The organism is Kribbella sp. NPDC049584, from assembly GCF_040675555.1.
GTDB lineage: Bacteria > Actinomycetota > Actinomycetes > Propionibacteriales > Kribbellaceae > Kribbella.
Genome location: NZ_JBFAPF010000002.1, coordinates 503,511 through 518,768, shown reverse-complemented (window position 1 = coordinate 518,768; position 15,258 = coordinate 503,511). Strand labels below are relative to the sequence as shown.

Genomic DNA, 15,258 nt, shown 5'->3' with positions numbered 1-15,258 from the left:
CGCATGATCAAACACCGAACCAAGCCGAGCCGGACTCAGGCCGCCACCGGAACGCTGAGCCAGGACGGATCACCTGCAGGCGAACTGAACGTGACCGTCGACCCGATCACGCTCCGCCCGAGGTAGCGCGGATCCACTGTGTCGACAACCAGCACGAGGTGATGCCCGGCCGGCACCTCCCAGCTCGTCGCCTCCAGCCGCACATCGAGCGGCACCGCCTTTCCCGGCGTAGCACCGCGCAACGTGTACGGCTTGTGCGACATCAACGACCCGACCCCCAGCGCGTCAACGTCGTACAGATAGGCGAAGAGCGACGTACTGGCCGCCGAGGGCTCCACGGTTACATGCAGCTTCGGCGTACCGTTCACGACCGTGGCGCTGCCGAACGTCGGCCCGGACCAAACCCCGGCAAACGACCTGTCGACCAACGGCGTCACAACACCTGTCGGAATCGACAGCAGCCCTTGCAGCGCGCCGGATACGAGCGCCACCCCGCTATCCGCGACCGTTGGTATGCCAGCGCCGATCGACCGACTCCATCCCGTCGACGCACCACCCTGCAGCGCCCCTGCCTTGGTCAGGTACGACGTACGCGCCTGGCCGACCGCCGCCCAACTGGCATACCCGCGCCACGTGCCACGCTGCGACTTCAGCTGCACCGGCGCCTCGGCGTTCGCACCGTTGTCCGCACCCGTCAGGTAATGCCGCAACCAGCCGACGAGCTCATCCCACGTCTCGTTCGGTAGACCAACCGCGCCCGTCACCTCGGGCGTCGCGTGATCGCCGTGCGCGAGCAGCAGCCGCTTCGGCCCGGTCAGGCTCGTGAAGAAGTCCGTGTACTGCGAGGGCGGGAAGATCGAGTCCTCGAACGCGTTCGCCAGGAACACGGCCGGTTTCTTCGCGTTGATCTGGTCTACCATCGTCGCCGCGGACCGTGCCGGCGAGAGCTGACTGGCCTCGGCGATCGCACCGTCGAAGTCACTGGTGACGAACTTGGTCTGCAGCGAGGCCATCTCCGGACCGGGCCGCCCGGTGATGTTGCCCAGGGCAAGCAGACCTGCAACGGACTGGAGCTCAACCGTGTCGTTCGGGTCCAGCGACCGAATCAGATCGGCCCACCCGCTGAGCGCGCCGACAGCCTTGATCCGCGAATCCTTCGCGGCGGCGAGCAGCGACGTACCCGCGCCGTAGGAGATCCCGACCGCCGCGACCCGGCTGGTGTCCGCCGGCGTGTGCTGGCCGGCCCAGTCGATCACCTTGCTGACGTCGGCGACCGTCGGCGGGCCGGCGATGTCGATGCCGCCGCCGGAATCCCAGAAGCCTCGGCTCGAGTACGAGATGACCTGGAACCCGGCCGTGGCCAGCTTCGTACCCTGGCCGACGTACTCCGCGTTCGGCACACCCCAACTCGACGGCATCACCACGAGCGGGAACGGACCGTCCCCCTGCCCGGTCGGCGTGAGCACGACCGCGCCGAGCTCGATCCCATCGGCGCCGGGGATGCGTTGGTACGCCGTGCTGAAGCCCGGGGCGGCGGTCTGGCTGGCGTCAGCAGGCGGACCGATCGTGATCAGCGTCAGGGCGGCTGTCAGGGCGGCGACAACGGCGACTGCAAGGGCGGCGGCAAGTCTGCGCACCAGGACCTCCGGCGTTCGGGGATTACCGGAGGGTAACCAGAAAGTTGCCGCTGTGTCACTACCTCGGCACGGTGAGTGCCGGATCGACCCCTGTCGCCTCGACAGACCAGTCCCACAGCTCCTTCGCCAGCGCGGCGTCCTGTGCGGTCCGGGTCGGCAGCACGACCTTCGGAGTACCGCGGTACTCCAAGAAGCCGGGTCCGACGAACGATCCGGGGCGCAGGTCGGGATACGTCGCGGCGTACAGACTGGGCCAAGCGCCGGCCGCAGCGGACTGCGCGACGAGGCGGGTCGTAGCGGCCGCGAGCCGCGCCTGGCGGAGATTGCCCGCGAGCTCCGGCCCAGCAGCCTGCAGGTGCGTGGCGGCGTACCCGGGATGCGCACCGACGCTCAGCAGATCGGCCCCGGCAGCACGCACCCGGCGATCGAGCTCGAGCATGAACAACAGGTTCGCGAGCTTCGACTTCCCGTACAACTCCCACTTCCGGTAGCTGCCCGCCGGCCGGCGAAGATCGGCCTTGCTAATGCCGCGAACGGTCTTGTGCATGAACGAGCTGACCGTCACGACGCGGCTGCCGTTGAGCAGCAATGGCATTAGCCGACCGGTCAGCGCGAAGTGACCGAGATGGTTGGTGCCGATCTGGAGCTCGAACCCGTCGACGGTCTCCCGGTACGGCGGCGCCATCACACCGGCGTTGTTGATCAGCAGATCCAACCGGTCGTACGACGAGATGACCTCGTCGGCCGCCTTCTCCACACTCGCAAGATCAGCGAGGTCCAACTCGAGCACGGTGGGCGCTCTCCCAGCCTTCTGACTCAACGTCTCCGCAGCCTGCGCCGCCTTGTCCGGATTGCGCGCCGCGATGAGCACGTCCGCGCCATGTCTGAGCAGTTCCAGCGCGGTCTCGTACCCGAGTCCACTCGTCGCGCCCGTCACGAGCGCCAGCTTTCCGGTCAGGTCAGGAATGTCCGACGTACTCCAGGTCATGCGCCCACAGTAGTGGTGGGCGCACAACCTGCAGCCGCTACTTCAGGATCTTGCGGGCCTTGAAGGCGTCGGTCACCGTTTGCGCGGCGGCCTTGCCGTACAGCAGCCGGGCAGCCTGGACGGTGTCCTGCGCCGCGGCGGCGAACGAGGTGTCGGGGTCGTAGAAGAACGTCGCTTCGAGGATCAGCTTGTCGGCCTTGGTCCGGCCGAGCCCCTGCTGAATGTCCCAGAGCGCGTTCGACCAGATCTCGCCGTCGTCGTGGACCTCACCGTCGATGTCGTCGGTGGTCTTGCCGGTGTCGGTACGACGCAGGCAGTGCGGCTCGTCGGACGTGTACGACGTGGCGTCCCAGTCCATCACGCACGGCAGGTTGAAGCCCTTGCTGACCGGGACCGAGTTCGTCACGGCCCAGTAGTCGCCGAAGCCCTCGCCGATCGCGCCGGCTTCCTCGGTCTCGCCGAAGCCCGGTACGACGTCGTCCTGGATCGCGTGACCGTACTCGTGCCAGATCACCTCGGCGTCCTCGGCATCGTCGACGCCGCCTTCACCGGTGGTGATCATGTCGGTCGACGGGTCGTACCACGAGTTGTCGTCGGGCACCGTGTCGACTGAGAAGTCCTGCGACTCGTTGTTCACGTCGGTGAACCCGAGCTTCTGGATGTACTCCTGCGTCTGGTTGATCTGGTAGTAGACCATCACCTGCTCGAACTTGTTGTTCGCGCGCTGGTAGACGAAGGAGTTGTTCTTGCTCTGCGCGATCCCGCCCTTGGCTTCCTTGATGTTGACGTAAGGCCCGTTGAGCTTCCCGGAGCCGTCCAGGTTGCGCAGGATCACGTTCTTCTGCGCCAGGAACAGGGCGTCCTGGTTCTTGTCGTTCATGTCGGTCAGCTTCTCGTTCTGCGTGCTGACCACCGGGTTCGGGTCGAAGACCGAGCCGCGGCCGTCGACGTTGTCGCTGATCACCTTCGACGCGACCACACTGCCGGTCTTCGCGTCGACCAGGGACTGGCTGACACCCTCGGTCGACCGGCTGGTGACATTCCAAACCAGACGCGCGTCCGGCCCGCCGATCACCGCGAGCTGTGCGGCGCCGCTGGTCGCTTCCGGCTGCTTGACGAAGCTCTTGTTCGGCCCGGCGGCTCGCGACCGGTTCGCCTGCGCGGTGACCGTTGCGTTCGCGGACTGCGTTGCGGACGCGGGTGCGACCTTCGCGCTGACGTCGAGGTTCGCCGGTACGGCGTCCCGCCCGTCGGCGATCTCGACCGAGCCGTCCTTCGCCACGTGCTTGGCGTAGTACCCGTTGACGACCGGCAGCCCCTTGAAGGTCTGCTGGTACCAGTAGTGCTTGCCGAGCAACGACGTCTTCGTCTTGATCAGCTTCAGCCCGTTCGGATTGGCTGCCGCCGCCTGCGGCGCGGCCCCCGCGGCGCTGGTGAACGACAACCCGAGCGCGACGGTCGCCAGTCCTGCGGTGGCGGCCACAAGCGCCTTACGGCTTTTCGACATACGCTTCCCTCCCACGTCCCTGTTGCGTAACGCAACCACTACGGTCCGTCGAACCCTAGTTCGGCGCACCACTCCCTGGGAAGCAGAACTCCGCGCGATTCCGCGGATTTCACGGCGGCAAGGGAAATCCTTGTCAGCCGAGAGCAAGCGGCTTCGGCGGGTACTCACGCAGTACCAGCGAGGTGCTCACCGGTCCTAGCCGACCGATCACGTCGACCACCTGCTCGAGCCGGCCGGCGTCAGGCGCGTGAACGTCGAGCAGGAAGCAGTCCTCACCGGTCAGCCGGTACGTCGCGACGACCTCCCGCAACGTCGCGAACAACTCGAGCGACTCGGGGATCCGGGCGTGCGTGGTCCGGACCCGTACGACGGCGTGGATGTTGAGCCCGACCTTCGCCGGGTCGACGACCGCGCGGTACCCGGTGATCACGCCCGAGCGTTCCAGCCGCTGCATCCGCGCCGACACCGCGGGCTGCGACAGGTTCACCTTCCGCCCGATATCGGCCCCGCTCAGCCTGCCGTCGGTCTGCAGGATCGCCAGGATCTCCCGGTCGATCGCGTCCAATGAACCAGTCGTTGCCTCGCTCATCGACCTTCGTTTCATCAGTTCACGGCGCCGTACGGCGATGACTCCTCCATGATGGCAGGCGTCCACCTGCAGAGGAGAGTCCATGACCTTCGTCATCATCCCCGGCCTCAACGGCTCCGACACCCACCACTGGCAGTCCCGCTGGGAGACCGAGTGGCTCACCCCCGCCGCACGAATCCAGCCCTCCTCCTGGTCAGCCCCCGACCTCACCGACTGGTCCGCCGCAATCACCCGAACCGTCGAGAGCGCGACCGACGACATCATCTTCGTAACCCACAGCCTCGGCTGCCACGCGATCGCCCACTGGCTCACCCACTCGCCACCCCCGCGCCGCATCCGAGGCGCCTTCCTGGTCGCCCCTCCCGACCCCCAAGCCCCCACGTTCCCCGCAGATCTCCTACCGACCTTCACCTCCCTCCACGCCCGACCCCTCCCCGTCCCCACCCTCCTGATAACCAGCACCAACGACCCCTACTGCACCCCCACCGCCGCCACCCACCTAGCCCAGTCCTGGTCCACCCCCCACATCCCCCTCCCTCACCAAGGCCACCTGAACACCGCCAGCAACCTCGACACATGGCCCACCGGCCGCCACCTCCTCACCGCTTTCACAGCCGGCCTGGGCATCGATCCGGACAAGTTCTGACCGCTACCTCCTCCCCCACCGTGGGAGCGAGAGGTCCCGTCGCCACAAGGCTGAGCCTGCAGTCACTGAACCGCGCCACGCTCAACCGCCAATGCTTGCTAGAACGGCACGTCCCTCGAAGCGACCAACACCCGCCCGGCACGCGGCCCAGTCCCGCTAGCGCCGCACGTCGGCCCCTGAACCCAGCTGAACGCCTTCCAGCCGGCCGAGCTCGTCAAACCCCTCGAGCACCGCCAGCCATTCCGCGCTTCGTTGATGCGGGCAACCATCCACCTGCTCTCGAGCCGCGACTTCCCCGCGTTCCGCCCCTCATCCAGCCCCACCTGGCCCGAGATCGAACCCCCACTCGCTTCCTCCCCGAATACGACAACCTCTTCCTCTCCCACGCCAGGCGGATCGAGGAGGAGGCGCTCAGCGCGGGGTGTCGTGCGTTATGGGCGCTGCTGTAGTTGCTCGAGGGCGCGCACCCTCTCAGGGAGCGAAGGTGCACTCGCCATGAAGTGCGAACGGCGGCTGGCGTCACGCCCGAGAGCGTGTTGATGTTGGAACTGCCAGCCATACAGAACCTGAATCAGCGTGGCCCCGTAGCCCATGGTTGCGGCCCGGCGATCGGCCTGAAGGACCTCGCGCCGGCTCAGCCAAGCAAGGATCGGCGGCGCTACGAGTGGAGTCAAGAAGAGCAGCGGGAGCGTCAGGCTGTCGTCGAACGTCAGGACCGCCAGTAGCACTCCTAGATACCCGAGCAGCACGAATCCGATGACAACACATCCAACTGCGGGCACGGCGCGCATCAAGCGCCCCAGCGCACGAACAGCGATCAGGGCACAGCGCGCAGGTATCGAGTACCAGAAGCTCAACAGGCTGAGCCAGTCACGGCCACCCAGATGATGGCCCAGCTCGTGAGCCAGCGTCGCCTCTAGGTGTGACGGCGGCAGCGTGTACAAAGCCCATCGAGTGGTGGCGATGATGTGCCCGGGCGTCGGAGTGGCGTTTGGCTCGTCCGACTCCTGGATCCAGATCGCATATCGGTTCTCCGGTATTCCGGCCCGGTCAGCCAACTGACGCCAGATAGGGCGCAACCGCTGGTCTTCGATCAGTGTCGGCTGACGCAGGCGGAAGAGATACCGCGCGAGCGCGTCCTCTACCGGTCGGATGAGGACAACTGCGCCCGATGCAAACCAGACGAGAACAAGCAACCAGCCCCAGCCGAACCCGATGATTCCGACGATCCACGAAACAACAGCGAAGCTCCAGAAGAACCAGGGCACGGCTGACAACAAGAGTGACGCAGTCGACACCTCGACTCGTCGCGCTTGGTGCGCGCCGCTGGAACCCGACGGTCCCGCCGGGAGCTCCGCCCAGGATTGTGGTGGTGGTGGAGGTGCGGCACTCCCAAAACCGGCCGGCGGCTGCTGCCCGGCATCGTGACCCCAAACAGTGTTCGGATCGTTGGGATCGCCAGGGCCAGCCATCCGGGGGTTCTCCTCATCAGGGTCGGGCGAGTTGGGCGCGTCCATTATCAGTACAGGGATACGTGGACGTGGTCGAAGTGGCCGCCGGTGGCGTCGGTGGGGTTGTAGACGCCGCCGCCGTTGTAGGGGATCCAGGTGCCTCGGCGGGCGGACCAGATCTTGCCGTACCAGATGACGTAGTGGACGCCGGTCTGGGCGGCGGTGGTCACGGCCCAGTTCGCGATCTGGTCGCCTCGGGCGCGAGCGGGTGCGGACTTTCTGGCGTCCGTGCCGACCATGACGTCGCATGCCAGGCCGCGAGGATGGTCGCTGGTCGGGTTCCATGCGTGCGCGTCCCAACAGCTCATGCTCAGGTTGCCGAGATTCTTCCGCGCCGCCGCGACCCAGGCCGCCGTACGCGGCGTCACCAACCCACCGGTACCGGTCGGGTCTGTGACGGTCGCCTTCTGCTCTGGCCAGACGCCGTTGACCGGCTTGCCTGCGGTCAGTCCGCCCGACTGACCGCAGTTGTCGTCGCCTTGCACTCCATCGACGACTGACCCGCCGGCCGGCGCGCCGGTGCGACCGGCGTACGGGTTCCCAGCTCTGGTCAGATCGATGCCGGCTGCGGAGGCGATGTCGCGGGCCTCTTGCTCGCGTACGGCGTACCTGTCGGGGAACGCGGATACCTGGACTGCCTGAGCAGCATCACCGAGCGCCATCGAGGGCCAGCCGTTGATGTCCACGAGGCCGGGCGGATCCGGCGCCTGGGACCCGCCGAAGAAGGCGTTGGCGGCGTACCGCGGATTCAAAATCTGAAGCCGCGAACCCCACCCTGCCGCTGGCCGCTGCTGAAACAGACCGACCGAGTCAGCGTCACCATAGGTGAGGTTCTGGAGATCCGACTCCACCAATGCCGTCATCAACGCGATCAGCGTCGCTTTCCCAGGTAGACCTCGTTGCACCGCAACACTGTCGATCAATTTGGCGAAAGCGATCTGCGTGCCGCGAAGTGGCCCGCTGGCCTTCGGGTCGCCGGGCTGGCCGGGAATCCCAGCGGGACAGGCAGCCTGGTTCGTCGTACCGCCACCAAAGGGAGCAAGCATCAGCAGGCTTGCGACTCCAATGACGGCAAGCGCGGCCGCGCCTTTGGCAAACCATCCTCGCGTCGCGACCGACAGGAGCCCACGACCGAGATCACGCTCGTCGAACATCGCAGCCCCCCGCCGTCACGGTCCCGTACCGCCGGACACGTCGCTGATGACCCACTGACCGTTCTGGTTCGCCAGCGTGATGAGCAGAGGTAGGTCGAACCGCTGGGCGTGTTTGCCGGTGACGTTGATGGTGACCTTGACGAAACGGGTGATGCGGCTGGGAGTGTCGACCGGAGCCTGCGCATTTGCCGGCGGAGCAGTCACCGGAGCTGCGAGGACCGTCGATTTACCGCCATCGCTCTTGAGCGCTTCGTACGTCGGATCGCCCGCAGCGGTGAAGCTCGACGCGACCTCTTCGGTCATGTACTTCGCGCATTTCGCCACGAGTTCGGAGTACGACTCGGTTGCCGGGTCACGGGTGTAGAAGGCTCGCGCCCATGCGCCGACGACATCGGTTGCCAGCGCTGTCACCTCGGCTGCGGGTCGTTGAGTCTGGGGCGGCGGGGTTGTGAGGTCAGAGCTCGTGGGAGCGACGGGTTGATTCGACTGGGTCGAAGGCGCCGTCGGGAGTACGACCGAGCGGCCAGGTGTCAGCAAGCTGATCGGGGATCCGTCGTCCTTGCTCTTGCCGCCAAGGAGTCGCGGCAATCCGCCGCCTACACCGAGGATGATCACGGCCAGGACGACGACGAGGACCACGATCGCCGCAGGGCTGGTCGGCTCAGCCTGGCGTTGATTACGCAGCCACGCCATGCGCTGCGCATGATCGTCACGGCGCCAGTTCTTCTTCGCACGACGTCGGTCGCGACCGTGGAGTTCGTCCAACTCCTCCGGGTAGTCGTAGTCGTTGCTCATCAGCGAACGCCAGCCCTCGGGGGCATCCGGGCGCGGCCGACCGTCCCGTGGGTCCGTTTCGGAGCCGCTCGGGTCAGGTGCGCGATGCCGCGACTGACCTGCTCCTTCGCGGCGGTCGTGCGGCGATCGTGGTTTCCGGGCCATCCGGCATCACCTACGCGTCGGCACGTGCACCGTCACGCCGTCCTTGGTGACAGCCGAGTACTCCCGGAACCTCCGCGGCTGCGAGGTCGACGCCTTCCGTCGTACTCGTTGTCCCTTCGGCGGACCTTCGCGCAGGCTCGCGGAGTGCGTGTGGGCACGCGGCTCGTAGCGGACATCATTGGAAGGCGCCGGAATAGGCCGCCGCGAATGACGAGCCTTCTGCGCGTCACCGGCAGCTCGCCGTCCTCCACCCGACGAGGAGTTGGACGGCGCTCCGACTCCCGCACTGGTGACGGTGATAGTCGGACGCTTGTCGGCGTCCCTCGATTGCGAACGCGCGCGAGCGAGGTTGAGGCCCGAGCTCGTGCGCGTCGGGTTGGCCGCAGACGCGAGCCGACCAGCTGCACCGGTAGCCGCCCCCGCAGCCGCCGCGTGCTGACCGCCGGGACCAGATCCACCCGGACTCCCTGCAGGACCATCCATCCTGCGTCCGGCTGCGCCCGAGGTGAGCTCGTGCGCCGAACTGCCGCCCGAACCCCGCGCCAGAGAACCAACCACGGGAGCCTGTCGATAAACGCGCACCGACGAGACCCGCTGCGCTCCACCCTCTCCTGCGCGGAGAAGGTCCCGTCTCCGGTCCGTCATCGCCGGCGCAGCATTGCGACTCGTCATTGAGCCGACAATTCGTTTGAAGGCGCCCATCGCACCCCGGCGCGCAAGGCCGCCGAGCAGAATGCTTCCTGAGCCTGGACGCATCATCGAGGTGAGGTTGTCCAGCAACCGGCGCAATCTGAAGCCTGCGATCAGAACTGCGATGGCCAGACCCGACACAGGAAGCCATCCCAGCACGCCGGTAAGGCTGAAGACTGCCGTCACCAGCGTAAGCGCGGTTCCGAACACCAACATTGCGAGGAAAGACTGGATAACGAGGCCCACCAAAGCTTCGAACCAGTTGAGTCCCCACTGTCTCGGCCTGCCCGGAATAATCCATAGGCAAGCGAAGAAGACTCCTACGACCAGCAGCAGCAAGCACCCAACAAACGCCATCAGTGCCGTGAATGCCAAGGAGATGTTGAGGAACGCGAACAGGGTGGCCGCGATCGCCGCGAGCATTACGACCGCGATTCGTCCGAACGCGTTGTCACCCTTGACCCATTTCACGGTCGGCGCGTCATCGCCACCTTCAGCGGGAGCGATAACGGAGTCAATGTACTTCGACCGCGCGTCTGCGTCCGTGCCGGCGTCCAGCATTCCCTTGCCGTATCGACCGCAGGCCTCCAGGGAGCCGAACTCAGCGATACACCAAGGCGTAACCGCGAACCCACGCCAGCTGGCGTCCGCCGACTTCCTCAACAACGTATCCCTGGAGGTACCTGTGAACCCAGGTTCAGGCCAGGGCAACGGATTCTGCATGGTCGGGCCCATGGCGTCAGCAGAGGTCGACATGATGGCGTCGGCTCCCAGCTGGCGAGCGCCGTCGACACCGCGCAGCCAAGTTCCTGGCGCCAGCGCGAAGCTGACGCTGAGCACGCCTGCGACGAACACCCAGACCAACTGCCCCATCGCACTACCGCTGGTCTTACGCTGGGTGTACGCCGCTACCGCTCCGAACGCAAGTGCTGACGGCAGCAGCCATCCGACCAACTGAGTACTTGATGCGCCAATGGTCGTCGATGTCGCCTCTGTCAGTGGCTTGACATCGGTGAATGAGAACAACCACCAACCGACCGAGATCGCACCCCGCGTGATAGCGACGATGTACATCATCACCATGTGCGCGTACCCGTTGAAGACTGCCTCAATGGGGTCGCGAATGCTCTTCTCGAAGTCGAGCCCGTAGACCATCGGTCCGTACTGCTCGAACAACGTCCGCGTGTCGCCATGCGTCAGGTCGGGAGTTGGCAGGAGATCGCCAAAGCCGGTCGGTGTCGTAGGCGTCGGCTTCGGGTCGGCAGCCAGGGCGACCTGGGCTGTTATCACGAAAGAGATGGAGAGGACGGTGGCCGCGGTTCGGAGGCGGCGGGGCCACGTCATGCGACGTGCTCCTTGTTGCCGGTGGGGCGGTCTGGGTCGTCGGGGTGGGCGGGGTACATGGCTTCGTTGTAGGCGGCCTCGTCGGCTTCTTGGTCGTAGACCTCGTCGGGGCCGATCGGGGAATCGTGGCGGAGGGTGCGGCGGTCGTACTGCTGGGGGTGCTGGCCGGTGGGCTGGGTGTGGCCGTTTTCGAGATCTTGGCCCTGGCCGTTGGGGGTTGGTGGGTGGCCGTTTTGCTGGGCTACCGGGACCTGCGCGGGTTCCTCTGCATGCGAGGGCGTCGTTGTTGTGGAGGCGTAGGTCGGTCCGGAGGCGGGGGGACCAGACTGCGCTTGTGGTGCCGTCGCTGATTGGGCAGATGCGCCTGGCTGCGTCGGTTGGGCGGTTGGCTGCTGGGCTGGGGGCGCAGCGGGCTGAGTGGGCTGCTGCGGTGCTGTGGTCCCGGGGGCAGTGCCGTTCGGGGTCGCAGGTCCGCCGTTCTGGGGCGCGGCGGGGGTGCCGCCGTAGGAGCCGTTGCCGTTCGGCGCGGCCGGACCGCCGCCGGCGTACGACGGATTGCCGTTAGGCGCAGCGGGAGCGCCGCTGTACGCATCGTCATTCGGGGCAGCCGGAGAGGCGCCATAAGCCGCATCATCAGCCGGAGAGCCGCCGTAAGCCGCTTCGCCATTCGGGGCAGCCGGAGCGCCGCCGTAGGCCGCGTCGCCGTTAGACGCGATCGGAGCAGCGCCGTACGATCCACCGCCGTTAGAGGCAGCCGGAGCACCGCCGTACGACCCGCCGCCATTAGGCGCGGCTGGAGGGCCGGCGTAGGTGGGTGGGGCTTGGGTGTGGGCTTCGGATTGGGCGGCGGCGGTGGCGGCTGGTTCGAAGAGGTCTTCGTCTTCGGCGAAGGGGTCTTCGGGGGGTGCGGTGGGGAGGGCTGGTTGGGCGGGGGTGTTGGCGTGTTCGGATTCGGGGGTGGTGCGGAGGAGGGCTGCTACGCGTTGGCTGGGGATGTCGATCTGGACGGTGGCTACTTCGTCCCAGCGGTCGCGCATGATGCAGTGGCCGTGGCGGATCGATTTGCCGTTGGCGGCGGTGTTGATGCCGCGGACCAGCGTTTGGTACGGCGCGGTCTGTGGCCGGCCCAGCAGTTCCAGCAGCGAATCGACCTGCTCGCGGGAACGCAGGCTGAACGCGAAGAGGGTCGTGATCTGCTCGACCAGACCAGGCAGCTTCAAGATGCTGGCCGGGTCCTGCGTGTCCAGGACCAGGGAGGCACCCAGCGCACGGCCGACACGAGCGATGTAGTCGAGGAAGGACGCGCCGTCCGGGGTCTTCGTCAGCAGGTGGACCTCGGGCACGATGACGACCTTGGAGCGGCCGCGGAACTCGCGGCGGCCCGTCGTACGGACCATCCAGGCGAGGCAGCCGCGGAGGCAGGCCATGCCGACGCGTTCGATCGGGGACCAGGACTCGGGCGCCGACTCGGGCGACGGCAGCGTGAGGCCCGGCATCTGAACGACCCAGAGACCCGGATTCGTTGTCAGGGACGAAAGGCCGGAGGGCGGGCCGGCGACGACCGAGCCGAGGCCGGTCTCGACCAGGTCGCGCAACGCGAAGCCGACCGTACGGACGGTCTCCGAGTCGGAAGCGCACAGCCGCTGGATGACACCCCACGACGACGGATCGGGCGACTGGATCTCGGCGCGGGTGGCCGCCATCACCGGCGCCTCGGCGGCACCGCGCAGATGCGGCGGCAGGAGAAGCATGAGCTGCGACGGCGCCTGCAGCAGCGCATCGTCAACGGGCAGCACGCGCAGTAGATCCGCAGCACCGGAGAACTGCGCGGTGATCTCAATGACAGCGGTCGGTACGCCGTACTCGGCGGCGACGGCGGATACACCCGCGGCATCGCCCTTCAGGTCCAGCAACGGCACCCAAGCGCCGGCGAAGGCGGAGTCCAGACCGCCCAGCATTGCTGCAGTCGTCTTGCCTCGACCAGACCGGCCCAGGAAGAGCGTCGTCGTCGCGTCACCAAGTGCAGAACCGGCAGCTGCGTCGAACCGCACCAGACCAGGCGTCGAGCCAGTCAGATAGCCAATAGCTGGACCCGTCGCGTCACCAATCGACGCACCGCCCCAGAACCAGGACCCGAAGAACGCGGTCGACTCCCGCACATGTCCCAGGTCCGGCACACGCAACTGGTCGCCCGGCAAGGACTCCAGCCACAGGTCGCGCTGCTCGTCAGCACCCGCGGCCACAGTGATGCCACGGTCGGCGTAGTGCGCGATCACCGCGTCTACATAGGCTTCCAAGTCTTCCCGCGTGTCCGCGCTGACGAGCAACCGCGGGTGATCCTCGACCAGCGTCAGACCACTTCGGTTGATGTCGCGCTTGACCTCACGCATGACACGCTCGGTCTCCACGATCTCGTCGGCGGTCTCCTCCGCCGTACCCTTCGCGGCCGAACGGCGCTGCTCCTTCGCGCTCTTCCGGGTCTCGTCGACCAGGTGGCGCGCAGTCTTCTTCGTCAGCACGCGGAAACGGACGGATGCCTCGACGGTGACGTCGATTTCCTCGCCGTCGTCGTCGATCGCCTTGATCTCCGACAGCGTCCGCAGCCACTCCCCCGCGCCCGGCGTCTCGAGCTCCTCGGGGAAGTCGGTCATCGCCAGAACAGTCGTGTACGCCGCGATCTGGCCACGCGTGTCGTAGATCCGCAGGTGATCGGTGTAGGGCACCACGCGCCCCGACGTGAGCCGAGCCAGCGAGGCACCCGTGATCAGACCACGCCGCGGCGCGGCGACCGCCCCGCGATGCATCTCCCGGCTGATCAGCCAGGAGATCACTTCCGCGGGCGCGGTGTGTGCCCGCCAGACCGTCGAGCCGAGCTGACGTGCGAGCTTGCGCACCCGCTCGTCGAGGTGCGCGAGCTCACGCGCACTGACCCGCCACGACGTCGTACCAAGAGCGTCGCTGATCGAGCCTCGCACCTGCGCGGTCGCCCGCGGGTCACGGTCACTCAGATGTACGCCGAGGGCGACGTACCGCTCGGGCATCCGCATCTCGTCGATCCGGTCCGCCCGGGTCTGCGCCCATGCCTCGTGATCGCCCAGCCGGTAGTGGCCGGCCATCGAGTCGATGTAGTCCTGACCGGTCGACCGGCCCCACACCACCTTCAGGTGACTGAGCCTGTCGCCGAGAATCGTCGCCGCGGCGCTGACGGCCGCATCCAGAGCCGCGTCCTGCTCGGACTCGGTGGCCAGGTCCGTGTTCGCCACCGAGATCAGGAACCACGCTTCGGCACTTCGCTCGGTCACGAGCAGGCCGTCGGCGATGGCAACAAGACGAGGTGGCGGCAGGCCGCGCTCGCGGCCGACCCCCACCAGGTTCAGGAGCTTGTCAGCGATCTTCATTCGCGGCCCTTCCCTGACGACGTCCTGCGACTCACCCGTTGTACGTGATCGGAACCCAGCAGGCGCGCCCGCTGGCTCACGATGATGTCCGCACCCGAACGGACCATCGGATCGAGCTCCACCACAACTTCGCGTTCCCACTCCGGCGTCACTCTGGCCTTCGCCAGGTCGGCCACCTTCCGGGTCGCGACGCGCTCACGCCACGGCAGGTACTCCGTCTTGTCGGCGGCCCGCGCGCCGAGACCGATGATCGGGCGATGGGCACGCAACGCGTACCGCACGGCCAGCGCCCACTCGGTCACCCGGCGGCGACGTTCGTGGAACTTGCCGGGCCGCCAGCCGAACGCGGTGATCACGAACGGCGGAACGACGTACAGGCTGACCGTGGGCTTCTTCGGCACCCCGATGAACGGGAACAGCAACGCGATCCAGAGCACGATGATCACCGCACCGAAGATGATCATCCGCCGGCGCGCGCCTTCTCCGAGGTCGATGCCGAGCAGGTCGTACTGCCGGGTCTCGATCTCGAAGTGGTGAGTGAGGGTACGGCCGACGCGCATCAATTACCTCCGGACAGCAATCCCCAGAAGCCCTTGAGCACGTTGATCGTCTGGTTGTTGGCGTAGATGAGCCCGCCGACCAGCACCCCGGCCGCGATGTGGCCGAACAGCTCGCCCCACTCGCGCTTGAAGTAGTGGCCGATGGCACGCAACACGAGGATCGCGATGAAGATGTTCCCCGCGATGACCAGGACCCAGTCCTTGAAGTCCGCGCCCGTAGGGACGTTGGGGTCGGCCATGGGCACGGCAAGCTGAACCACGCTCGCAGCCAGTTCGTGCGTCATCATTGCGGTGT

At 66.9% G+C, this 15,258-nt stretch carries 13 protein-coding genes; 2 read left to right on the top strand and 11 right to left on the bottom strand.

Features of this window, described 5'->3' with window-relative positions:
• Positions 1-35: 35 nt before the first annotated feature.
• The 4 genes from AB0J62_RS09270 to AB0J62_RS09255 all read right to left on the bottom strand — a co-directional run bounded on the left by AB0J62_RS09270 (position 36) and on the right by AB0J62_RS09255 (position 4,721).
• Positions 36-1,637 (bottom strand): CocE/NonD family hydrolase, encoded by a 1,602-nt coding sequence (locus AB0J62_RS09270; protein ID WP_363866356.1) that lies wholly within the window; start codon positions 1,635-1,637, stop codon positions 36-38.
• Positions 1,638-1,695: 58 nt separating this feature from the next.
• Complete coding sequence (locus AB0J62_RS09265) at positions 1,696-2,625, bottom strand: oxidoreductase (protein ID WP_363866353.1); 930 nt, start codon at positions 2,623-2,625, stop codon at positions 1,696-1,698.
• 37 nt (positions 2,626-2,662) lie between these two features.
• Positions 2,663-4,132, bottom strand: coding sequence for a M4 family metallopeptidase (locus AB0J62_RS09260; RefSeq protein ID WP_363866350.1), 1,470 nt, complete (start codon positions 4,130-4,132; stop codon positions 2,663-2,665).
• A 133-nt stretch (positions 4,133-4,265) separates the two neighbouring features.
• Entirely contained in the window at positions 4,266-4,721 is a 456-nt protein-coding gene (locus AB0J62_RS09255; RefSeq protein ID WP_363866347.1) for an Lrp/AsnC family transcriptional regulator, read from the bottom strand.
• An 82-nt stretch (positions 4,722-4,803) separates the two neighbouring features.
• Between AB0J62_RS09255 and AB0J62_RS09250 the strand changes: the two genes are divergently transcribed.
• Positions 4,804-5,367: an alpha/beta hydrolase gene (locus tag AB0J62_RS09250; protein WP_363866344.1), complete on the top strand. Its 564-nt coding sequence runs from the start codon at positions 4,804-4,806 to the stop codon at positions 5,365-5,367.
• Between the two features lie 186 nt (positions 5,368-5,553).
• Positions 5,554-5,907: a crosslink repair DNA glycosylase YcaQ family protein gene (locus tag AB0J62_RS09245; RefSeq protein WP_363867724.1), complete on the top strand. Its 354-nt coding sequence runs from the start codon at positions 5,554-5,556 to the stop codon at positions 5,905-5,907.
• Here the strand turns inward: AB0J62_RS09245 and AB0J62_RS09240 are convergent.
• The 7 genes from AB0J62_RS09240 to AB0J62_RS09210 form a co-directional block, all read right to left on the bottom strand.
• Positions 5,799-6,635, bottom strand: coding sequence for a M48 family metalloprotease (locus AB0J62_RS09240; protein WP_363866340.1), 837 nt, complete (start codon positions 6,633-6,635; stop codon positions 5,799-5,801). The two genes, AB0J62_RS09245 and AB0J62_RS09240, sit on opposite strands and share 109 nt — an antisense overlap.
• Before the next feature lie 251 nt (positions 6,636-6,886).
• Positions 6,887-8,032: a hypothetical protein gene (locus AB0J62_RS09235; RefSeq protein WP_363866337.1), complete on the bottom strand. Its 1,146-nt coding sequence runs from the start codon at positions 8,030-8,032 to the stop codon at positions 6,887-6,889.
• A 15-nt stretch (positions 8,033-8,047) separates the two neighbouring features.
• Complete coding sequence (locus tag AB0J62_RS09230; protein ID WP_363866334.1) at positions 8,048-8,827, bottom strand: hypothetical protein; 780 nt, start codon at positions 8,825-8,827, stop codon at positions 8,048-8,050.
• Between the two features lie 150 nt (positions 8,828-8,977).
• Positions 8,978-11,005 (bottom strand): hypothetical protein, encoded by a 2,028-nt coding sequence (locus AB0J62_RS09225; protein ID WP_363866331.1) that lies wholly within the window; start codon positions 11,003-11,005, stop codon positions 8,978-8,980.
• Positions 11,002-14,403 (bottom strand): ATP-binding protein, encoded by a 3,402-nt coding sequence (locus AB0J62_RS09220; RefSeq protein WP_363866328.1) that lies wholly within the window; start codon positions 14,401-14,403, stop codon positions 11,002-11,004. Before AB0J62_RS09220 ends, AB0J62_RS09225 begins: the two co-directional genes overlap by 4 nt.
• Positions 14,400-14,963 (bottom strand): hypothetical protein, encoded by a 564-nt coding sequence (locus AB0J62_RS09215; protein WP_363866325.1) that lies wholly within the window; start codon positions 14,961-14,963, stop codon positions 14,400-14,402. The genes AB0J62_RS09220 and AB0J62_RS09215 overlap by 4 nt, the downstream gene beginning before the upstream one ends.
• Positions 14,963-15,250, bottom strand: coding sequence for a hypothetical protein (locus AB0J62_RS09210; protein WP_130446998.1), 288 nt, complete (start codon positions 15,248-15,250; stop codon positions 14,963-14,965). The genes AB0J62_RS09215 and AB0J62_RS09210 overlap by 1 nt, the downstream gene beginning before the upstream one ends.
• Positions 15,251-15,258: the final 8 nt, after the last annotated feature.

Coding starts and splice junctions, on each gene's coding strand:
- AB0J62_RS09220 (WP_363866328.1), bottom strand. CDS start 14,403: ATGAAGATCGCTGACAAGCTCCTGAACCTGGTGGGGGTCGGCCGCGAG.
- AB0J62_RS09265 (WP_363866353.1), bottom strand. CDS start 2,625: ATGACCTGGAGTACGTCGGACATTCCTGACCTGACCGGAAAGCTGGCG.
- AB0J62_RS09230 (WP_363866334.1), bottom strand. CDS start 8,827: ATGAGCAACGACTACGACTACCCGGAGGAGTTGGACGAACTCCACGGT.
- AB0J62_RS09215 (WP_363866325.1), bottom strand. CDS start 14,963: ATGCGCGTCGGCCGTACCCTCACTCACCACTTCGAGATCGAGACCCGG.
- AB0J62_RS09250 (WP_363866344.1), top strand. CDS start 4,804: ATGACCTTCGTCATCATCCCCGGCCTCAACGGCTCCGACACCCACCAC.
- AB0J62_RS09235 (WP_363866337.1), bottom strand. CDS start 8,032: ATGTTCGACGAGCGTGATCTCGGTCGTGGGCTCCTGTCGGTCGCGACG.
- AB0J62_RS09210 (WP_130446998.1), bottom strand. CDS start 15,250: ATGATGACGCACGAACTGGCTGCGAGCGTGGTTCAGCTTGCCGTGCCC.
- AB0J62_RS09255 (WP_363866347.1), bottom strand. CDS start 4,721: ATGAGCGAGGCAACGACTGGTTCATTGGACGCGATCGACCGGGAGATC.
- AB0J62_RS09260 (WP_363866350.1), bottom strand. CDS start 4,132: ATGTCGAAAAGCCGTAAGGCGCTTGTGGCCGCCACCGCAGGACTGGCG.
- AB0J62_RS09225 (WP_363866331.1), bottom strand. CDS start 11,005: ATGACGTGGCCCCGCCGCCTCCGAACCGCGGCCACCGTCCTCTCCATC.